The organism is Streptosporangium sp. NPDC049644, from assembly GCF_040675205.1.
GTDB classification, from domain to species: domain Bacteria; phylum Actinomycetota; class Actinomycetes; order Streptosporangiales; family Streptosporangiaceae; genus Streptosporangium; species Streptosporangium fukuiense.
Genome location: NZ_JBFAOJ010000018.1, coordinates 72,541 through 94,133 on the forward strand (window position 1 = coordinate 72,541; position 21,593 = coordinate 94,133).

Here is a 21,593-nt window from a genome sequence, read left to right on the forward strand (position 1 = left end):
TTGTCACCTCGCCGACGCGAGCTGCTGGAGGCGCTGAGAAGGGAGCGGCGGCTACCGGCCCGCTCCGGCGGCATCCCCCGGCGCGAGCCGTCGGAGCGGGCGCCGATGTCGTTCTCCCAGCAACGGCTCTGGTACCTGGACCGGATGCTGCCGGGCACGAGCCTGTACCTGGTGCCCGTCGCCTACCGGCTCCAGGGACCGCTCGACCACGAGGCGCTGGTCAAGGCGCTGAACGAGCTGGTCGCCCGGCACGAGAGCCTGCGGACGACCTTCGCCATGGACGGTGCCGAGCCGGTGCAGCTCATCGCGGCGGACCTGCGCCTGGACCTGCCCGTCATCGACTGCGACGGCGAGGACGAGCTGTGGTCACGGCTGGCGGCACTGGCCGCGGAGCCGATGGACCTGTGCCGCGGGCCGCTGCTGCGCGGGCGGCTGTTGCGGCGCGGTCCCGAGGAGCACGTCCTGCTGCTGACCTTCCACCACGCCGTCGCCGACGACTGGTCGCTTGAGGTGTTCAACCGCGAGCTGGGCGAGCTGTACACGGCCCATCGCGCCGGTCGGCCGGTGGAACTGCCCGAACCGGCCATCCAGTACCCGGACTTCGCGGTCTGGCAGCGGGAGTGGTCGGCGGGCCCCGAGTACGACGCCCAGCTCTCCCACTGGCGGCGGGCCCTCGAAGGCGCCCCCCAGGTGCTGGAGCTCCTCCCCGACCGGCCGCGCCCGCCGGCGCAGTCGTTCGAGGGCAGGTCGCTGCCGTTCCGCGTCGAAGGGCCGGCGGAGGAGTTCCACGCTTTCTGCCGCGGCCTGGGCGCCACCCCGGCCATGGTGCTGCTGGCCGCCTTCCAGATCCTGCTGGCCCGCTACACCGGGCACACCGACATCGTCGTCGGCACCCCTATCGCCAACCGCGACCGCGCGGAGCTGGAAGGTCTCATCGGGTTCCTCACCAACACCGTGGTGATCCGTACGGACGTCTCAGGGAACCCCTCCTTCGCGGCGGTCGTGGCGCGCGTGCGCGAGGCGATGCTGGACGCGCACGCCAACCAGGGCCTGCCCTTCGAGAAGCTGGTCGAGGCGCTGCGCCCGGAACGTCACCTCAGCCGCAGCCCGCTCTTCCAGATGATGTTCATCTACCAGCAGGGGGCCGAGTCCCGGCCGGACCTGGACGAGCTGACCGTCACCCCCGTCCAGGTGCCCTGCGAGACGTCGAAGTTCGATCTGACACTCGCCGTGCGGGACGGCGAGGACGGCATCGAGGGGTCCGTCGAGTACAGCACCGACCTGTTCGACGAGGTCTCCATCCGCGGTCTCAGCCGTCACTTCGGCACACTCCTGGCCGCCGTCGTGGCCGACGCGACGACGCCGGTCTGGGAACTGCCGATCCTGTCGCCCGCGGAACGCGAGCGGATTCTCCTCGGGTGGAACCAGACCGACCAGCCGATCGGTGAGAACCTCGTCCACCGGATGTTCACCCTGCGCGCCCGGTCCGTCCCGGACGCCGTGGCCGTCGTGGACGAAGGCGGGGAGCTGACCTACCGGGAACTCGACGCCGCTTCCGACGAGTGGGCGCGGGCTCTCCAGGCGCTGGGGGTCGGCCGCGGCGGCCTGGTCGGGATCTGCCTGGAGCGCTCCGTCGAGTTCGCCGTCGCCTTCCTCGCCGTGCTCAAGGCGGGCGGGGCGTACGTGCCGCTGGACCCCGCACAGCCGAGGGACCGGCTGGCCTTCGTGCTCGACGACACGCAGGCGGCTCTGCTGCTGACCTCGGGGCGGCTCGCCGACCGGTTCGCCGGCTCGTCGGCCCGGGTGGTCGAGGTGGAGACGCTCGACGGCTCCGGGGCGCCCCCGTTGCGGGAGAGCGGGACCGGCCACGACGACCTGGCCTACGTCATCTACACCTCCGGCTCGACCGGACGGCCCAAGGGCGTGATGGTCACGCATCGCGGCATCGCCAACTACGCGGCCTGGGCCCGCGATGAGTACGTCCCCGTCGGCGGCGCGCCGGTCCACTCCTCCGTCGGGTTCGACCTGACCGTCACGAGCCTGCTGGTGCCGCTGCTCGCCGGTGGCACGGTACACCTGCTGCCCGAGGACGCGGGGGCCGAGGGGCTCGGCGAGGCGCTCCTGGCCAGGCGGGCGCCGTACGGCCTCACGAAGATCACCCCTGCTCACCTGGAGGTCGTGGCACACCAGCTCCCGCCGCACGAGGCCGCGGGGAGGACCAGGAGTTTCGTGATCGGCGGGGAGAGCCTGCTCGCCGAGAACATCGCGTTCTGGCGCCGGCACGCTCCGGAAACCCGCCTGATCAACGAGTACGGTCCGACGGAGACCACGGTCGGATGCGCCACCTACGAGGTCTCCGAGCGGTCGCCGGTCACCGGGGCGGTCCCGATCGGCCGTCCCATCGCCAACACCAGGCTGTACGTCCTCGACCCCCTGCTGAACCCGGTCCCCGTCGGGGTGGCCGGTGAACTCCACGTCGGCGGGGCGGGCGTCGCCCGCGGCTACCTGAACCGCCCGGGGCTGACCGCCGAGCGGTTCCTGCCCGACCCGTTCTCGACGTCGGGCGGCGAGCGCATGTACCGGACGGGAGACATCGTCCGCTACCGCGCCGACGGCAACCTGGAATACCTCGGCCGGCAGGACACCCAGGTGAAGCTGCGCGGGTTCCGCGTCGAGCTGGGCGAGATCGAGGCCGTGATGACGCGGCTGCCCGCCGTCGCCGACGTGGCGGTGGCGCTCAGAGAGGACACCCCCGGCGACAGACGCCTGGTCGCCTATGTCGTGAAGTCCGGCGACGGCGACGGTGACGGTGACCAGGGCGGTGTCGGCGCGCTGCGCGAGGCGCTCAGAGCCGAACTGCCCGACTACATGGTCCCCTCCGCGTTCGTCGTCCTGGACGCGCTGCCGCTGACGGCGAACGGCAAGGTCGACAGGGCCGCGCTGCCCGCCCCGTCCTCCGGGCCGGTCCCCGAGCCCGCGCGCGACAGCGACGTGGAGGGGGACGTGGAGGGGATCGTCGCGGGCGTGTGGAAAACGCTGCTCGGCCGGGACGACGTCGGGGCGCACGACAACTTCTTCGAGGTCGGCGGCCACTCACTGCTGCTGCTCGCCGTACACGGGAAGCTGGTGGAGCTGTTCGGCGACCGGCTCACCGTCACCGATCTGTTCCGCCACCCCACGATCCGCTCGCTGGCCGGCTTCCTCGTCGCCGGGGAACCCGCCAGGGCCACCGTGGCGGTGAAGGCCGCCGTGCCCTCCGGCGGCGCCATCGCCGTCGTCGGGATGGCCTGCCGTTTCCCCGGCGCCCGTACGCCGGAGGAGTTCTGGAGGAACATCGACGACGGGGTGGAGGCCGTCCGGCCCTTCTCCGACGAGGAGATCCTCTCCGACGGCGGCGACCCCGCCCTGCTCGGCGACCCCGCCTACGTCAAGGCCGGCACCGTACTCGCCGACATCGACCGGTTCGACGCGGGGTTCTTCGACCTCACCCCCCGCGAGGCGGAGATCCTCGACCCGCAGCACCGCCTGTTCCTGGAGTGCTCCTGGGAGGCGCTGGAGTACGCGGGGTACGACCCGCACCGGTACTCCGGGCAGATCGGGGTGTTCGCCGGCTCGGGCAGGAGCACCTACCTGACCGACAACCTCCTCCAAGCCCCCGAGGTCGTCCGCGCGGTCGGTGAGTACCAGCTGATGCTCAGCACCGAGAAGGACTTCCTGCCCACCCGTGTCTCCTACAAGTTCAACCTGCGCGGTCCGAGCATCAGCGTGAACACGGCCTGCTCGACCTCGCTGGTGGCGATCCACCTCGCGGGAACGAGCCTGCTGTCGGGCGAGTGCGACATCGCGCTGGCCGGCGGGGCGAGGGTCGACGCGGCGCAGCGCCGCGGTTACCTCTACCAGGTGGGCGGCATCGAGTCCCCGGACGGCCACTGTCGTCCGTTCGACGTGGACGCGCAGGGCACGTTCGGCTCCAGCGGCGTCGGAGTGGTGGCGCTCAAGCGGCTTGAGGACGCGATCGCCGACGGCGACGTCATCCACGCGGTCATCCGCGGCTCCGCGGTGAACAACGACGGCGCGCGCAAGGTGGGCTACGTCGCCCCCGCCGTCGACGGGCAGGCGGAGGTGATCGAGCGGGCGCTGGCCGTGGCCGGCGTCTCCCCGGACACGATCGACTACATCGAGACGCACGGCACGGCGACGCCGCTCGGCGATCCGATCGAGGTCGCCGCCCTGGCCCAGGTCTACGGGCGAGAGGAGACCTCGCGGCCCTGCGCCCTCGGCTCGGTGAAGTCCAACATCGGCCACACCGACGCGGCCGCCGGCGTCGCGGGACTGATCAAGACGGTCATGGCGCTCAAGGACGGCACACTGCCCGCGAGCCTCAACTTCAGCGCGCCCAACCCCAGGATCGACTTCGACGGCACGCGCTTCTACGTCAACACCGAATCGCGTGCCTGGCCCACCGGTGACGGCCCCCGCCGGGCCGCGGTCAGCTCGTTCGGAATGGGCGGTACGAACGCCCACGTCATCCTTGAGGAGGCGCCGCGGGTCCCGCCCAGGGACACCGCCGACGATCCGGAGCTTCTCGTCCTGTCCGCCAGGACGCCCTCCGCTCTGGACGCCGTGACCGAGCGGCTCGGCGACCACCTGCGCGACCACCCCGAGGTGAGCCTCGCGAGCGCGGCCACGACGCTGCGGCTGGGACGGCGCGAGCTGGACCACCGGCGGACGCTGGTCTCCGCCGACCGCAAGGCCGCCGTCGAGATCCTGACCGCGAAGGACGCCCAGCGGCTCCGCTCGGGAACGGCCCGGCGGACGCGTGGCGTGGCGTTCGTCTTCCCGGGGCAGGGGTCCCAGTACCCGGCCATGGGCGCGGGTCTGTACCGGCGGGAGGGCGTGTTCCGCGCGACCGTCGACCTCTGCTCGGAGTTCCTGCGTCCGCACCTCGGCCTGGACCTGCGCGACGTCCTCTACGCCGGTGACGGCTCGACATTGCAGCAGACCTGGCTGACCCAGCCGGCCCTGTTCGTCACCGAGTACGCCCTCGCCCGCCACCTGATGGAGTGGGGGGTGCGGCCCGCGGCCATGGCGGGCCACAGCATCGGCGAGTACGTCGCCGCCTGCCTGGCCGGGGTCTTCTCCGTCGAGGACGCGCTGAGACTGGTCAGCGCGAGAGGCCGCCTGGTCCAGGACCTGCCCTCGGGGGCCATGCTCGCCGTGCCCCTGCCCGAGACGGAGGTGCGCTGGCTGCTGGACGAGGAGTTGTCGCTGGCCGCGGTCAACGGGCCCGCGCTCTGCGTGGTGGCGGGCCCGCACTCGGCCGTCGCCGCGGTCGAGGAGCGGCTGTCGCGGCGCGGCGTCACCTGCCGGCAGCTGCGGACCTCCCACGCGTTCCACTCCTCGATGCTGGACCCCGTCCTGGACGCCTTCGCCGCCGAGGTGGGCCGGGTGTCCCTCCAGCCGCCCCGGCTCCCCTACCTGTCGAACGTCACCGGATCGTGGGTCACCGCCGAGGAGGCGACCGACCCGGCCTTCTGGGCGCGGCACCTGCGGGAGACCGTGCGGTTCGGCGACTGCGCCCGGATCCTCCTGGAGGAGGGCCACGCCGTCGCCGAGGTGGGACCCGGCCGTACGCTCGCCACGTTCCTGCGGAACAAGGACGGCGGCCGGCCGGACCGGCGGGAGGAGGACGGGCCGAAGACCCCGGCGAACGCCGTCGTCACGCTGATGCGGCATCCGGCCGACGACACGGACGACCTCGCCCACGTGCTGGACGGGGTGGGCCGGCTCTGGCTCGCCGGCGTGCCGGTCGACTGGGCCCGCTTTCCCATGGGCGGGCCGCGAGTGCCCCTGCCCACCTACCCGTTCGAGCGGAGGAGGCACTGGGTCCAGGGGCGGGGCATGCCCGCCCAGCCGGCGGAGGAGGCCGTCGACGGCCTCTCTCCCGGCTCCCCCCTCTCCTCGCCGGAACCCGCGCCCGGTGACGCGATGCGGGCACGCGTCGCCGCGGTGTGGGAGGAGCTCTTCGGCATCACCCCCATCGGTGACCACGACGACTTCTTCGAGCTGGGCGGTCACTCGCTGCTGGCCACCCAGCTCGTGGCCAGACTCCGCTCGGTCCTCGGCGTGGAGATCCCGATTGAGGCCGTGTTCGAGCACCCCACCGTGGCCCGTCTGGCCGCGACGCTCCCGCAGTCCGGGACCGTCACCGGGGAGCGTCCCGAGGGTGCCTCCGGGGAACCTCTGGGTGAGGCTCCGGAGGAACCGGACGGCGGCCCCCTGCCGCTCTCCTTCGCGCAGCGGCGCATCTGGTTCATGGACCAGATGCACCCCGACCAGAGCGCGTACACGATCGCCATGACGCTGGAGCTGAAGGGCGAGCTGGACGAGCGCGCCCTGCGCGCCGCCGTACAGGAGATCGTTCACCGGCACGAGGCGCTTCGTACGACCTTCCCCGCGCCCGACGGGGAACCGGTCCAGCTGGTCGCCGAGCCCGGCCCGGTCGAGCTGCCGGTGATCGAGGTTCCCGATGTGACGGCCGCCGAACAGGCCGCGTCCGAGCTGGCGCGGACCCGGTTCGACCTGGTCGAGGGGCCGGTGTTCCAGGCCGCCCTGCTGCGGGTGGGACCGACGCACCACGCCCTGTCCCTGTCGATGCACCACATCGTCTCCGACGGGTGGTCGCTCGGGATCATCGCCAGGGAACTGGGCGTCCTCTACAACGCGTTCGCCGCGAACCGCGAATCGCCGCTGGGCGACCTGCCCCTGAGCTACGGCGACTACACGCTGTGGCAGCGTGAACGGCTGACGGAGGTGCTGGAACCCGATCTCGCCTACTGGAGGCGGCAGCTGGCGGACGCGCCGCCGGCTCTGGAACTGCCGACGGACAAACCCCGGCCGCCGCTGCAGACCTTCGACGGCGCGGTCTCCGCCCGGCTGCTTTCCGTGGATCTGGCGGACCGGCTGCGCGGGCTCAGCAGGGAGCGCGGGCTGACCCTCTACATGACGCTGCTCGGCGCGTTGCAGACACTCCTGCACCGCTACACCGGGCAGTCCGACATCTGTGTCGGTTCGCCGGTGGCCGGGCGCACCCGATCCGAGCATGAGGAACTGATCGGGTGTTTCCTGAACACGCTCGTACTGCGTACCCGGCTCGACGGCCAGATGTCGTTCGATGACCTCCTTCCCCAGGTCCGCGAGACGGCCCTGAACGCGTACGCGCGCCAGGACGTCCCGTTCGAGCGGCTGGTCGACGCGCTCAACCTGCCCAGGGACCCCAGTAGGAACCCTCTCTTCCAGGTCATGTTCAACCTGATGAACCTGCCCCCGGACGAGCTGCGGCTGGACGGGCTGCGGACCCGTCGACTGCCCGTCGACGCGAGAGCCGCCCAGGTCGACCTGGCGCTCTACGTCTACGAGGTGAACGGCGGGCTCGACTGCCGCCTGGAGTACAACACCGACCTCTTCGAGGAGCGCACCGTCGAGCGCATGCTCGGCCACTTCGAGGCGCTGCTGGAGGCGTTCGCCGCGGACCCCTCGATCCGGCTCGCCGACGTCGAGTTCCTGACCCCCGCCGAACGCCGTGAACAGCTCGTCGAGTGGAACGCCTCGGCGGACGACCAGGTGCCCGCCCGCCGGGTCCACGAACTGGTCGAGCGACAGGCCGACCGCACCCCCGAGGCGGTCGCGGTCACCTTCGACGGGCTCTCGCTGACCTACCGTCAGCTCGACCGGCGGGCGAACCGGCTGGCCCACCGTCTCCGCTCGCTCGGCGTCGGCCCCGACGTGCTGGTGGGGGTGGCCGTCGAACGCTCGCAGACGATGATGGTGGCGCTGCTGGCCGTGCTCAAGGCCGGCGGGGCGTACGTACCGCTCGACCCGATGTACCCGCGCGACCGTCGGACGTACATCCTGGAGCACTCCGGGGCCGCGGTCCTGATCACCCAGGAGGGACTCCTGGGTGACTACGACGGGTACGGCGGGCAGACGGTCCTGCTGGACGCCGACACCGAGCTGGAGAGCGCCGACAGACCCGAGGTGCCTGCTCCCGCCTCAAGCCTCGCCTATGTCCTCTACACCTCGGGATCGACCGGCCGCCCCAAGGGCGTGGCCGTCCCGCACTCGACCGTCGTCAACTTCCTGCACTCCATGGGGCGCGAGCCGGGGCTGAAACCGTCGGACACGCTCGTGGCCGTGACGACCTTCGCCTTCGACATCTCGGTCCTGGAGATGTTCCTCCCGCTCTGCGCCGGCGCCCGGGTGGTGATCGCGAGCCGCGACGAGGCATATGACGCGACGCTTCTGGCCGCCCTGATGACCGCGGAGAACGCGACGTTCCTGCAGGCCACGCCCGCCACCTGGCACCTGCTGGTGTCGTCGGGGTGGCGGGGGGCGCCCGGGCTCAAGGCCCTGGCCGGAGGGGAGGCGCTGCCCGCCGCGCTGGCCGCCGACCTGCTCGACCGGACCGGCGAGCTGTGGAACATGTACGGCCCGACGGAAACGACGATCTGGTCGACCATGGCGCGGGTCCGCGAGGACGGCGGCCCCATCACGATCGGCCACCCGATCGCGAACACGCAGGTCTACGTGCTCGACCGCGAGATGCGGCTGCTGCCCGCCGGTGCCGTCGGCGAGCTTCACATCGGCGGGCTGGGGGTGGCCCGGGGCTATCTCGGGCAGCCCGACGTCACCGCCGACCGGTTCGTTCCCGATCCCTACGGGTCCGTTCCGGGGGCGCGGCTCTACCGCACCGGGGACCTCGCCCGATTCCGTCCGGACGGCACCGTCGAGTTCCTCGGGCGCAATGACGCGCAGGTGAAGGTGCGCGGCTTCCGCATCGAACTGGGCGAGATCGAAACCCACCTGCTGGCACACCCCGCGGTGCGCGACGCGGTGGTGGTCGTCCGCGAGGAGGACGGCGCCAAGGAGATCGTCGCCTACCTCCGGCCGCATCCCGGCCGGGACCCGGTCGGGGCCGGTGAGTGGCGGGCCTACCTGCGCAGTGACCTGCCCGACTACATGGTGCCCACGGCGTTCGTGACGATGGAGGACTTCCCGCTCACCCCGAACGGCAAGGTGGACCGGCTGGCCCTGCCCGCTCCCGACCGTACCCGCTCCTTCGACGAGAGCGGCTACGTCGCGCCGAGGACCCCGCTGGAGATGACTCTGGCCACGCAGTGGGCGGAGGTGCTGGGCGTGGAACGTCTCGGGATCGACGACAACTTCTTCGACCTGGGCGGCGACTCCTTCAAAGCCGTCCGTGCGGTCCGGGGCAACGGCCTTTCCGCAGGTGTGCTGGACCTTTTCAAGAACCCGACCGTCCGCTCGTTCGCCGAGCACGCCGGAGGGGGGAGCACGCCGGAGAGCGGAGGACGGAGCGCGAGGCTCTTCCACGAGCTGACGCCACCCCGTGCCAAGGGGGACTCCCTCCTGACGCTCGTCTGCCTGCCGTTCGCCGGCGCGGGTGCCATCACCTACCGGTCGCTCGCCGCCGCCGCCCCGTCCGGCGTCTCCCTGTACGCGCTGGAGCCCCCGGGTCACGACGTCAACCGGCCGGACGAACCGATGCTCCCGATGGACGAGCTGGTGAGCCGCTGCGTCGAGGAGATCAAGGAGCGGATCACCGGCCCGCTCGTCCTCTACGGGCACTGCATGGGGGGCGCGATGACCGTCGCGCTGGCCGAGCGGCTGGAGGCCGAGGGGATCGACCTTGTCCGGATCTTCATCGGAGGCCATTTCCCGACGCCACGCCTGCCGGGAAGGCTGGCCGACCTGCTCCACAGGATGTTCCCGACGGAGCGCCGCACCTCCAAGCGCGCCACGCTGGACTTCCTGCGCGCCATGGGATTCTTCACCGAGGCCCTCGACGAGAAGGAGCGGGCCTTCCTGATGCGGGCGTTCTTCAAGGACACCCAGAACGGTGAGGACTACTACACCGCCCGGTACCGGGACGGCGGGGCCCGCAAGCTGGCGGCGCCGATCGTCTCCGTGATCGGAGCCGCCGACCGGGCCACCGAGCTGTACGAGGAACGCTACAAGGAGTGGGAGGAGTTCTCGGACTCCGTGTCCCTGGAGGTCATCGAGGGGGCCGGTCACTACTTCCAGAAACACCAGGCGGCCGAGCTGGTGGAGATCATCACCTCCTACCAGGAGCGGCCTGACGGCCGGAGCGGGAACGAACAGGCCCCGGATGGTCACGTGGAGAACGGCCGGGCCCGGGAGGACCGGACCGGAACCCCGCCGACGCGGACCGCGCGGCCGAGTCTGCGGACGTTCGCCCTCGTCGCGGCAGGGCAGCTCGTCTCGGTCGTCGGCACGGGACTCACCACGTTCGCCATGGGTCTGTGGGTCTACCAGCGGTCCGGGTCGATCTCACTGTTCGCGCTCACCACGGTCCTGGCCCTGCTGCCCGCCGTCGTGCTGGCACCGGTCGCCGGAACGCTGGCGGACCGCTGGGACCGGCGAAAGATCATGATCTTCGCCGACACCTTCGCCGCCTCGGCGACCCTCGGCCTCGGTGCCCTCTTCATGCTCGGCCATCTCGAACTCTGGCACATCTTCGTCGCCGTCACCGTCGGCGCCTGTGCCAACGCGTTCCAGCAACCTGCCTACCTGGCCGCCGTCACCCAGCTCGTGCCCAAGCGGTACTACGGCAGGGCGAACGGCATCACCCAGATCGGCAGCGCCGTCGGCACGACCCTGGCTCCCCTGCTGGGGGGCGCGCTCGCGGCCGTCATCGGGTTGCAGGGCATCCTTCTCATCGACCTGGCCACGTTCCTGGTCGCCGTCACGATCACTCTCAGCGTCCGTTTCCCCGACACGCTCTTCCTCAAGAAGGAGGAGTCGTTCGGCAAGGAGCTCCTCGGCGGCTGGCGTTACATCTCACGGCGGCACGGCCTCATGGCCATCATCGGCTTCACCGCCGTGCTGAACTTCATGATGGGGATGGTCGAGTTGCTGGCGACCCCCCTCGCACTGTCACTGGGTGACCCTGCGGTGCTCGGCATGATCCTTGCCGCGAGCGGTGTGGGGCTGCTGGTGGGCAGCGCTCTCATGAGCGTGACAGGTGGCCTGCCCCGCCGTACCACGGGCATCATCGGGAGTATCGTCCTGATCGGCCTGTCGATGGCCGTGATGGGGCTCTGGCCGCACCCGGTCTTCCCGGCTCTCGGCCTGTTCGGCATGGGCCTGGCCACCGCCGTGCTCAACACGCACTGGCTCTCCATCGTCCAGGCCAAGGTCGGGCTCGAACTCCAGGGCAGGGTGATCGCGACCACCCTGATGTTCAGCTGGATGATGGTGCCCGCCGGATTCCTGTCGGCGGCACCGCTCGTGAAACACGTCTTCGAGCCGCTCGCGGCCGACCCCGGGCGGGGCATCGCGTTTCTCATGATCGCCGCAGGTGTCTGCACGGTGCTGCTCGGTCTCGCCGCCTACCGCTACCGGCCGGTCCGTTTCCTCGAAGACGACCTGCCGGACGTCATCCCCGACGCGAAGATCATCACCGACAAGGACGTACTCCAGGAGCTGGCCGACCGCCGGCTCACCGCAGAAGAGAGGGCCACCCGATGACCGCCGACCTCTACACCGTCGTGGTGAACCACGAGGAGCAGTACTCCATCTGGGCCGCCGGCCGGGCGATCCCCAACGGCTGGCGCGAGGTGGGGAAGACCGGTTCCAAGGAGGACTGCCTGGCCTACATCCAGACCGAGTGGACCGACATGCGCCCGCTGAGCCTCCGCGGCGAACTCGGCGGATGAGCACTCATCGCGCGCGGGCACGTCCCCGCGGCAGGTGAACGGTGCGGGGCTGATGTGAAGGGGCGGCCGACCGGCCGCGGACAGTGAGGCTGGGCGGGGTCTGTGACCGCCCAGCCTCACCCGTTTCGGCCTGGATCTACTAGCGGGTCACCTTGACGTCGTCGATGCCGGCCTCGACCAGGGAGGCGCCCGAGGCGTCACCGGCCTCGACGAGGATCCGCACGCTCTGCCCGGCGAAGGCGGAGATGTCGACGTTGGCCGTGCCCCAGGCGCCGTTGCGGTTGGCGGCCGCGCCGAGCTGCTGGAACACCTGGGTGGTGGTGGAGCCGACGACCTTCACCCGCAGGAAGTCGGCGGTGGAGGAGTTGGAACCGTGCGCGAGGTACCAGGAGAACGCCAGCTTGAGCGTTCCCGACGGCAGGGTGACGGCGGGTGACTGGATGCTGGTGACTCCTCCGTCGATGTCGTAGTCGCCCGCCGCGGTGCCCGCGAGCCTGCCGGTGACCAGGTCGTTGGTGCCGCTGACCGTGGTGCCGAGCTGCTTGGCGCCGCTGGAGGTGGTGGCCTGCGGGACGCCGCGCTCCCACTGGCCCGAGGTGGCGGTGTCGGTGCCCGAGGGGTTGGTCGTCCAGCCGGTCGAGGTCTCGAAGGTGTCCTGCCAGAGGACCGTCGGCGGCGTGGCGGTGGCGGTGGTCCACACCGCGTAGGCGATGGCGTCGGCGTTGCGGTTCAGCGCGGTGTCACTGATGTTGGTCGTGGTGTCGCAGGCCCGGTGATAGCAGGGATCGAACGCCTGGCCCGACGTACCACCCCAGAGCGTGGCCTGGGCGCTGGTCTTGATGCCCTCGGCGCCGGTGAAGGTGCCTCCGGCCGGGATGCCGACGGCGATGAACGGACCGTAGTCGGAGCGGCCGTCGAAGTCGGTGCCCCGGGTCGCCACGCCGATCGAGGTGAAGTACGCCTGGAGCGTCGCCTCCAGCTGCGCCGAGCCCGCCGGGCCGGGGCCCGAGCCGACGCCGTCGGAGTTGTCGCCGTCGTAGATGAAGTAGCCGGCGTTGGGCGAGCCGACCATGTCGAAGTTGTAGTAGCCCTTGACCTTGGCCCGCTCGGTGGCCGAGAGGCTGTTCACGTAGGCCTGCGAGCCGCGCAGACCCAGCTCTTCCGCGCCCCACCAGGCGAAGCGCAGGTGCTTGGTGGGAGCCAGCGACTGGCGGGAGACCTCCAGGGCGGTCTCCAGGATGGCGGCGCTGCCCGAGCCGTTGTCGTTGATGCCGGGGCCCGCGGTCACGCTGTCCAGGTGGGCGCCGACCATGAGGATGTCGTTCGGGTCGCCTCCGGGCCAGTCGGCGATGACGTTGTAGCCGGTCGCGCCGCCGTAGGTGAACGACTGCAGGGTGGTGGTGAACCCCGCGCCGTCCAGCAGGCCCTTGACGTAGTTGGCCGACGCCAGGTAGCCGGGGCGGCCGTGGGCGCGGTTGCCGCCGTTGGCGGTGGCGATGGACTGGAGTTGGGTGAGGTGTGCCTTCACGGCGGTCAGCGAGATGTCCGGTGGAACGGCGGCCGACGCCGATGGTGCGGTGAACGCCAGGGGGATGGCCAGGATCGCCGCCATGCCCATGGTCCACAGACTGCGCATCATGCTCCTCGGGTTTGAGGGTGTGGGGGTCCCCCGAGCGGCGCGCACCCGTGGTGAGTGCGCGCCGTACAGCGTGGTGGTGCGCTTTGCTGGATTTGCGGTTAGCGGGCCGCGCCCTCGGGAGCCGTCGCGGCCTGCGCCGCGGTCCTGGCGAGCGTCGCGGCGTTGCGGTCGGGGATGCCCGTCAGGTCATAGGCGAAGAACGCGGTGGCGTAGCCGATGGCCTTGGCGTTGCGGTCGAGCGCGGTGGCGTCGATGTTGCCGATGCCGTCGCAGGCGGCGTGGTAGCAGGGGTCGTAGGCGGCACCGGCGGTCCCGCCGAACTTGGCGGCCTGCTCGGCGGTCTTGATGCCCTCGGCGCCGCTGAAGATGCCTCCGGCCGGGATGCCGTTGGCGATGAACGCGCCGTAGTCGGAGCGGCCGGTGAAGTCGGTGCCCTCGAAGGGCAGGCCGCGCTTGCCGTAGAACCTCTCCAGGCGCTTCTCGATCTCGGCCGACCCCGCCGGACCGGCCGGGGCGCCCTCGCCGTCGGAGTCGTCACCGTCGTACAGGAAGGCGCCGCCGTTCGGTGAGGCGATCATGTCGAAGTTCAGGTAGAGCCTGATCTTGTCGCGCTCGGCCTGGGACAGGCCCTCGACGTACTGCTCGGAGCCGAGCAGACCCAGCTCCTCGGCGCCCCACCAGGCGAAGCGGAGCTTGTACTTGGTCGGCACCTTGGCCAGCTTCAGCGCGGTCTCCAGGACGGCGGCGCTGCCCGAGCCGTTGTCGTTGATGCCGGGGCCCTCGGGCACGCTGTCCAGGTGCGCGCCGACCGCCACGATCTCGCCGGACTTGCCCCAGCGAGAGTCGGCGATCAGGTTCTTGGTACGGCCGACCGTGGTCTCGGCGTCCACCTTCAGGCGGACCGTGGTGTTCGGGCCGGCGGCCAGGTCCAGGCCGACGGCCGTGCTCGCCATCACGATGGGGAAGCCGAAGCGCCACTCGATGATGTCGAAGAGGAGCGGGTCGGTACGGCCGGGCTGGCCCTCGTTGAAGAAGATCACACCGGACGCGCCGGCCGCCTTGGCGTTGGTGGCCTTGTCGATGAACGGGCAGGTGCCGCGCTGGATCAGGGCGATCCGGCCGGGGACGAACCCGGCGAAGTCGGCGGCCTCGCACCCCGCGGTCGAGGTGTTCGGGTTCGGCGGCGGCGGAATGATCGCGTCGACGACCTGGACCTGGGCGGTGACGTCGCCGCCGCTGGAGGAGATCACCGTCACGAAGTCGGCGGGGTTGGCGTAGGTCTTCGCCACCGGAGCCGTCTGCTGCAGGACGGAGGGGCTGAACTCCTGCCAGTCGAGCGGGAACTCGACGTCGGTCGTGGAGGTCTTGTATCCGGCCTTGTGCAGCTTGTCCTGCACGTAGGCCAGGGAGGCGTCGTAGCCGGACGTGCCCGCCGCCCGGTTGCCGCCGTTGGCGGTCGCGATCTGCTGGAACCTGTCCAGGTGTTTCTTGACGTTGCCGCCCTTGATCTGTGTCGCGAACGCGTTGGCGAGGACGTCCGGGACGCTGGGGGCCGCGATGGTCGCGCTCGCCGGTGCGGTGAAGGCGAGGGGGAGGGCGATGGCCGTGACCAGGGTGGCGGTCCGGACCATGCCGCGTCGTAACCTCAGGCGCATAACGCTCCTAGGGGTGGAACGGAGGGGGATTCCCTATTACGTACATGGCGGAACGTACCGTTATCAATCGCGTTCGCCTAGATGCGCTGATACCGAGTTGCGAGAAAAGTTATCAAGTCCGACCCTGTCAGGGTTTTCTCAGGGTCGCCTCGGGAACGTGGCGGTTCCGGTCGTTCGTTTGACTGGACGAGGAACACCGATTCGGGGAGAGGCACCGTGTACCGTTCGAGAAATCACAAGATAATCGCCGGAGTCTGCGGCGGGATCGCGGACAGCTTCAACCTGCCGCCCACCCTCGTCCGGGTGCTGTGGCTGCTGCTCTCGCTCATCCCGGGACCGCTCTGGGTCGTCTACGTGCTCATGTGGGTCTTCGTACCCAAGGCGCCGGAAGCCCGCTACTGAAAATAAGCTGGGGGTATGAGGCAACGCCCCCTGGCCCTGGTCCAGGACGACCTGGTCGATTATGAGAAGGCGATGGAGCGGATGACCGACCTGGTCGGTCAGCGGCAGCGCGACGAGCGCCCCGACACGCTCTGGTTGCTCAGCCACCCGCAGGTGTACACCGCGGGCAGGCGAACCCTTGAGCAGCACCTGCCGGATCCGGCTCACGGCATCCCGGTCGTGAGCACGGGTCGCGGCGGCCAGCTCACCTACCACGGCCCCGGCCAGCTGGTCGGGTACCTGATCGTCAAGCTCGGCGAGGGCGAGGGGATCGTCGACTACGTCCGGGAGGTCGAGCTGAGGCTCGTCGCGGCGCTCGGCGCGCTGGGAGTCGCGGCCGAGCGCCGCGACACCCCGCCGGGCTCGGAGTTGCTGACCGGCGTGTGGACCGCCGAGACGGGACGCAAGATCGTCTCGATCGGCATGCGGCAGAGCCGGGGCGTCACCAGCCACGGGTTCGCCCTCAACGTCGACGGCGACCTGACCCCGTGGGGCTGGGCGGTGGCCTGCGGGATGCCCGAGGTCGACATGACCTCGATGCGCCGGGAGGCCCCCGCCGCCGCGGCCATGGAGCAGGTCCGGGCCGCGGTGGCGGAGGCGTTCGAGGCGAGCTGACCGGTTTTTCGGCCCTCCGGGGTGGCCCGGATTCGCGCCGGTCGACCCTCGGGAAGCGGGCCGGAGCCGGTCAGCCGATCGGCTCCTTGCCGACCGGGTCGACCGGACCGGCCGGGTCGAGTTCGTCGATCGTGCGGCGCGGGCCGGTGAACCAGTGCCTGGCCGACAGCGCCCACCACAGGCCCACGCCCAGCACCATCACGCCGACCACGATCGGCGCGTAGTTCACCGCGGCCGGTGTGAAACCGTCGTTGAACGGCACGGCCTTCGGGACCAGTGGCATGACGAAGTAGATCGAGACGATGACGATCTCGACGATGGCGATCCAGCACATGACCCGGTACTTCGATCCCAGCGTCCAGGGACCCGGCTCGAACCGGTCGCCCATCCGCAGCCGGAGCCAGATCGGGATCGCGAAGGCGATGTAGAGGCCGATGACCGCCACCGAGACGACCGCGTAGAAGGCCAGCGGCAACCCGTCGGGGGCCTCGTACAGCGCGGGCAGGGTGAGGACCAGCGCGGCCGCGCAGCCGAAGACGATCGCGTTGACCGGGGTCCGGTTGCCGTCCACCTTCGACCACAGGCGCCAGCCGGGGACGGCGCCGTCGCGGGAGAACGCGTAGGTCATCCGGGACATCGAGGTCACGCAGCTCATCCCGCAGAAGAACTGGCCGATGGTGGAGATCGCGAAGATCGCGGTGGCCAGGTTGCCGGGGAGCGCGCTGTCGAAGATGGCGCCGACGAAGCCACCCGCCTCGTTGACCGCGTTCACGTCGGTGGCCGCGAACAGGAAGGCCAGCAGCAGGATCCAGCCGCCGATCGCCGAGTAGAAGATCGACTGCCACAGTCCCCTGGCGGCGGCGGTGGAGGCGCCCTGGGTCTCCTCGGACACGTGCGCGCACGCGTCGAACCCGGTGATCGTGTACTGGGTCAGCAGGAATCCGAGGGGCAGCACGTAGAACCAGTAGGACGAGTCGGAGAAGCCGGAGTTGTTGATCGTCTCGGTGAAGACGAACGACATCGACTGGTGCGAGTCGGGACCGAAGATCAGGATCAGCACGACCACCGCCGCGCCGAACACGTGCCACCACACCGAGACGTTCTGCAGCAGCGAGATCAGCCGGTGGCTGAAGATGTTGATCAGCGCGTGCAGCACCAGGACGATCGCGAACAGGATGAACGCGTTGGTCAGGGTGGGGTTCCAGCCGGGGAGGAAGCGGTTGAGGGTGATGTTCAGGAAGGTCGCGCAGCCGTAGTCGACCGAGGCCGTCACGGCGATCAGGCCGATGAGGTTGAACCAGCCGGTGAACCAGCCGTGGATGGGCTTGCCCATCTTCGCGGCCCACCAGTAGATGCCGCCGGCGGTCGGGTAGGCCGACACCAGTTCCGACATGCAGAGCCCGATGATCAGGATGAAGATCGAGATCAGCGGCCACCCCCATGAGATCGCGATGGGGCCGCCGTTGTTCCAGGCCTGGCCGAACGTGGTGAAGCAGCCGGCCAGGATGGAGATGATCGAGAAGGAGATGGCGAAGTTCGAGAAACCGCTCCAGGTTCTGGAGAGCTCCTGTTTGTAACCGAGTTCGGCGAGCCGTCTCGCGTCCTCGTCGACCGACGTTGGCTTGGTCACGCAAGCCTCCTAGCGTGGTGGTGCGGGGGGTGGGAATCCGGTGCTCGCGCCCCGGACGTCATCGACGAGCCGTCCGAACCCCGGGTCGTCCAGGTCTCGTACGGCCTGTGAGAACTTGTCGGCCGCCTCGGCCTCGTAGTCGAAGTCGGCGGCGGCGGCCTGTTCCTTCAGCAGCCCGTGGTGCACGGCGAACCAGAGCGTCCAGGTCAGGTTGGACATGATCAGGTTGAGCCGGACCCTGGAGGTGAGCCGCCGGTCGTCGGTGCCGAAGTAGGCGCGGGCCAGCCGGGTGGTCAGGTCCGGGTCGTAGTCCGCCTCGGCGGCGATGTCGCCCAGTTCGAAGGCGGGGTCGTTGTTCCCGGAGAGCTGGTAGTCGACGATCCTGACCTCGGCGCCGCAGCGGATGAAGTTCCCCGGCAGCAGGTCGTTGTGGCACGGCACCTTGGGCAGCGGGTCGACGGCCAGCGCCCGTTCGATCTCCGCCGCCGTGGCGAGACGGTCCTGGTAGCCGCCGGGTGTGTCCAGTTCGTGGGTACGGCAGAGGGTGAGGAACTCGTCGAGCTTGCGGAAGATGGAGAAGTCGTTGACGAACCGGGGCCCGGCGTGCAGCCGGCGGCAGGCCGCCGCGATGGGGCCGGGAAGTGTCCGCACGGTGTGCGCGTCCAGGGTGACGCCGTCGAGGTACTCCAGCACCAGCGCGCCGGGCAGCCGGTGCAGGACCCTGGGGCCGACCCCCGCGTCCGCCGCGTGGACGGTGTTGGCGATCTCCTCGTCGAGCGGTATGCCCAGGCCGGCGGCCGACACCCGGGGATCGAGCACCCGCAGCAGCCAGCGCTGTCCGTCGGCGGCGTCGAGCCTGGCGATCCGATGGCTGAGCCCGCCCTTGATCGGCGTCTCGGTCACGGGCTGTCCGGCCCATTTACGGACGTCCCCGAGAGGATCTGGCATGCCGCTCTCCTTTGGCCTACCTTCAGACCATTGATCCGATTCTGCGGACGAGGTGTTACAGAGGGGTTGCGGACTTTGAAACTTCCCGACTCTGCACGGGCCGTCGTGATCGGTGGCGGGGTGGCCGGGTGCAGCGTGGCCTATCATCTGGCAAGGCTCGGCTGGACCGAGGTGATACTCGTCGAGCGACACGAACTCACCGAGGGGACCACCTGGCATTCGGCCGGGTTCGTGGGCCAGCTCCGCTCCACGGTCACCCAGACCAAGATGATTATGTATTCGGCCGGTCTCTATCCCGAGCTGGCCCGGCTCACCGGCCTGGACCCGGGATGGCACGGGGTCGGCGGTCTCCGCCTGGCGACCACGCCCGAGCGGGTGGAGGAGTCCCTGCGCCTGGCCGGGGCCGGGGAGACCTACGGGCTGGGTCTTGAGGTGCTCTCCGGCGCCGAGGCGAAGGAGAGGTTCCCGCTGCTGTACGCCGACGACGTGCGGGCCGCGCTCTGGCTGCCCGGGGACGGCTGGCTGGATCCGGCGCTGCTGGCCAGGGCGCTGGCGGCCGGGGCGCGGAAGCTGGGCGTGCGGATCCTCACCGGGACTCGCGCGGTGGGACTCGACGTGGCGGACGGGGCGATCACCGGCGTACGGCTCGCTTCGGGCACCGAGGGGGCCGAGGACTTCGAGGAGTGGCAGGTCCGGGCGGAGACCGTGGTCGTCGCGGCGGGCGCGGCCAGCGGACGGGTCGGGCGGCTGGCCGGGGTGGACATTCCGGTTGTACCGATCAAACACCAATATGTGGTCACCGAGCCTTTCGGGGTTCCTTCCTCCATGCCCACGGTGCGGGATCCGGACAACATTGTCTATTTCCGGGAAGAAAATGGCGGCATTCTGGTCGGTGGGTATATCCGAAACCCGGAGATCTGGTCCACGGCTGCTCCGCTTGAGGAGCCTCGGACCGTCTTTCCTCCTGATATGCCGAAATTTCAGGAATCGTGGGATTCGGCGGTACGGCGGGTTCCCGCCCTGGCCGATACCAGGATCACGAAGGTCGTCCACGGCCCCGAGGCGTTCACCCCCGACGGGGAGTTCCTCCTCGGTGAGACCTCGGTCCGCGGGTTGTGGACGGCGGCGGGCTTCTGCGTCCACGGCCTGGCCGCGGCCGGCGGCGTGGGCAAGGTAATGGCCGAGTGGATCGTGGACGGCTCGCCCGAGTACGACGTGTTCGGCATGGACCTGCGACGCTTCGGGGCCCACGCCCGTTCCGCGGCGTGGAGCCGCGCCAAGGCCCTGGACTCCTACTCGAAGTACTACGACATCGTCTACCCGGGCGAGGAGCGGACCGCCGCCCGGCCGCTCCGCCGTTCTCCCGCCTGGGTCCGGCACGCGGAGCTCGGGGCGGTGTTCGGCGAGAAGGCGGGCTGGGAGCGGGTGAACTGGTTCGAGTCCAACGCCCGCCGGGTCGCGGAGCCCGACCGGGATGCCCGGGAGAACGGCCGGGGACTCCGCCCGGCCGGGTGGGCCGGCCGGATCTGGTCGCCGGCCGTCCGCGAGGAGTGCCTGGCCACCCGGGACGCCGCGGGCCTGTTCGACCAGACCTCGTTCGCCAAGCTGGAGGTGGCGGGGGCGGGAGCACTGGAAGGGCTGCAGCGGGCGTGCGCCGGGCAGCTCGACAGGCCGGTGGGCTCGATCGTCTACACCCAGCTCCTCAACGCGCGCGGCGGCGTCGAGGCCGACCTGACCGTCACCCGCCTGGCCGACGACCGCTTCCGGTTGGTCACCGGCACCGCCTTCGGCGTCCACGACGCCGCCTGGCTCCGCGGCCAGGGAGTCGACGTCCGTGACGTCACCTCGGCCCACGCCTGCTACTGCCTGTGGGGCCCGCGAGCGCTCGACATCCTCGGCTCCGTCTGCGGCGACGACCTGACCTTCGGCTACCTGAGGGCCAGGGAGATCAGTGTCGGAGGAGTGCCGGTGCTGGCCCAGCGGGTGACGTTCGTGGGCGAGTTCGGCTGGGAGCTGTACTGCCCCTCGGAGTACGGCCTGACGCTCTGGGACACGCTCATCGCGGCGGGGGCGCCGTACGGCATGCGTCCGGCCGGGTACCGCGCGATCGACTCGATGCGCCTGGAGAAGGGCTACCGCGTCTGGGGCCTGGACATCACCCCGGAGACCACCCCGTACGAGGCGGGCCTGGGCTTCGCGGTCGCCGGGGACAAGGACTTCCTCGGCCGCGCCGCCCTGGACGCCGCCCACCGCCCCGCCGACGACCGTCGCACGCCGGCCGTGCCGGCCGCGAGATCGAAGGCCCCGGTGCCCGCGCGGAGCCTGTTCTGCCTGGTCCTGGACGACCCGCGTCAGGTCTGTCTCGGTGGCGAGCCGGTCCGCTCCGGCGGTCTGCCCGCCTCGCGGGTGACCAGCGGCGGATACGGCCACCGCGTCGACCGCTCGATCGCCTACGCCTACCTGCCCCGGGGCACCGCCCCGGGTGACCGCGTCGAGGTCGGCGTGACCGGCACCTGGGTAGGCGCCGCCGTCGCCGCCGAACCCCTCTACGACCCGTCCTCCGAACGCGTCCGTCGCCTGCCGCCGAGCTCCTCCGTGTGACCAGGGCTGATCGTCACCTCGACCGGCCCGCGCCCCGCCCACGTGCGGGAGGATCCCGGGGTCCCCTTCCGCCGTCCTCGCCGGCCCACCGGTCGGCGAGGTGGCCGCCCGGGGTGACGCGGTGACCGTTCCACCTCTCAGGTGATCCTCCATCCGCCTGAACGGAGAGCAGGGCGATTTTCGGTGAAGTCCGTCACCGGCCTGCCCGTCGGCGATCCCAGGCTTCGGAGGTCGGTTCCGGATATACCCCTGGGGGGTTGCCGGAAAGGGGGATGGTGTGGCACTGTGGCGGAGTCGATATATAC

The 21,593-nt window shown here is 70.6% G+C and carries 9 protein-coding genes; 5 read left to right on the forward strand and 4 right to left on the reverse strand.

Going from position 1 to position 21,593, the window contains the following annotated elements:
- Window positions 1–11,571 carry an amino acid adenylation domain-containing protein gene (locus AB0J58_RS13680; protein WP_364214626.1) on the forward strand — a complete coding sequence of 3,857 codons (11,571 nt, stop codon included), beginning with the start codon at window positions 1–3 and terminating at the stop codon, window positions 11,569–11,571.
- Entirely contained in the window at window positions 11,568–11,759 is a 192-nt protein-coding gene (locus AB0J58_RS13685; protein ID WP_343964808.1) for an MbtH family NRPS accessory protein, read from the forward strand. The genes AB0J58_RS13680 and AB0J58_RS13685 overlap by 4 nt, the downstream gene beginning before the upstream one ends.
- A gap of 139 nt (window positions 11,760–11,898) precedes the next feature.
- On the opposite strand, the gene AB0J58_RS13690 is transcribed toward AB0J58_RS13685, so the two are convergent.
- On the reverse strand, window positions 11,899–13,398 hold the full coding sequence (locus AB0J58_RS13690; RefSeq protein ID WP_343964806.1) for a M28 family peptidase: 1,500 nt from the start codon (window positions 13,396–13,398) through the stop codon (window positions 11,899–11,901).
- Window positions 13,399–13,496: 98 nt separating this feature from the next.
- Window positions 13,497–15,053 carry a M28 family peptidase gene (locus AB0J58_RS13695; RefSeq protein ID WP_364214629.1) on the reverse strand — a complete coding sequence of 519 codons (1,557 nt, stop codon included), beginning with the start codon at window positions 15,051–15,053 and terminating at the stop codon, window positions 13,497–13,499.
- A 216-nt stretch (window positions 15,054–15,269) separates the two neighbouring features.
- On the opposite strand from AB0J58_RS13695, the gene AB0J58_RS13700 reads away from it, so the two are divergent.
- Both AB0J58_RS13700 and lipB read left to right on the forward strand, forming a co-directional pair.
- Window positions 15,270–15,455: a PspC domain-containing protein gene (locus AB0J58_RS13700; protein ID WP_364214632.1), complete on the forward strand. Its 186-nt coding sequence runs from the start codon at window positions 15,270–15,272 to the stop codon at window positions 15,453–15,455.
- Between the two features lie 15 nt (window positions 15,456–15,470).
- Window positions 15,471–16,109 (forward strand): lipoyl(octanoyl) transferase LipB, encoded by a 639-nt coding sequence (gene lipB, locus AB0J58_RS13705; protein WP_364214635.1) that lies wholly within the window; start codon window positions 15,471–15,473, stop codon window positions 16,107–16,109.
- A gap of 70 nt (window positions 16,110–16,179) precedes the next feature.
- Here lipB and AB0J58_RS13710 read toward each other — a convergent pair whose 3' ends face one another.
- Both AB0J58_RS13710 and AB0J58_RS13715 read right to left on the reverse strand, forming a co-directional pair.
- Window positions 16,180–17,739: an amino acid permease gene (locus AB0J58_RS13710; RefSeq protein ID WP_364214637.1), complete on the reverse strand. Its 1,560-nt coding sequence runs from the start codon at window positions 17,737–17,739 to the stop codon at window positions 16,180–16,182.
- Between the two features lie 9 nt (window positions 17,740–17,748).
- Entirely contained in the window at window positions 17,749–18,687 is a 939-nt protein-coding gene (locus AB0J58_RS13715) for a phosphotransferase (protein WP_364214640.1), read from the reverse strand.
- Here AB0J58_RS13715 and AB0J58_RS13720 point away from each other — a divergent pair.
- Window positions 18,607–21,288 (forward strand): FAD-dependent oxidoreductase, encoded by a 2,682-nt coding sequence (locus tag AB0J58_RS13720; RefSeq protein ID WP_364214643.1) that lies wholly within the window; start codon window positions 18,607–18,609, stop codon window positions 21,286–21,288. The genes AB0J58_RS13715 and AB0J58_RS13720 overlap by 81 nt on opposite strands.
- The last annotated feature ends 305 nt before the right edge of the window (window positions 21,289–21,593 follow it).

Coding starts and splice junctions, on each gene's coding strand:
- AB0J58_RS13685 (WP_343964808.1), top strand. CDS start 11,568: ATGACCGCCGACCTCTACACCGTCGTGGTGAACCACGAGGAGCAGTAC.
- AB0J58_RS13690 (WP_343964806.1), bottom strand. CDS start 13,398: ATGATGCGCAGTCTGTGGACCATGGGCATGGCGGCGATCCTGGCCATC.
- AB0J58_RS13695 (WP_364214629.1), bottom strand. CDS start 15,053: ATGCGCCTGAGGTTACGACGCGGCATGGTCCGGACCGCCACCCTGGTC.
- lipB (WP_364214635.1), top strand. CDS start 15,471: ATGAGGCAACGCCCCCTGGCCCTGGTCCAGGACGACCTGGTCGATTAT.
- AB0J58_RS13720 (WP_364214643.1), top strand. CDS start 18,607: ATGGCTGAGCCCGCCCTTGATCGGCGTCTCGGTCACGGGCTGTCCGGC.
- AB0J58_RS13715 (WP_364214640.1), bottom strand. CDS start 18,687: ATGCCAGATCCTCTCGGGGACGTCCGTAAATGGGCCGGACAGCCCGTG.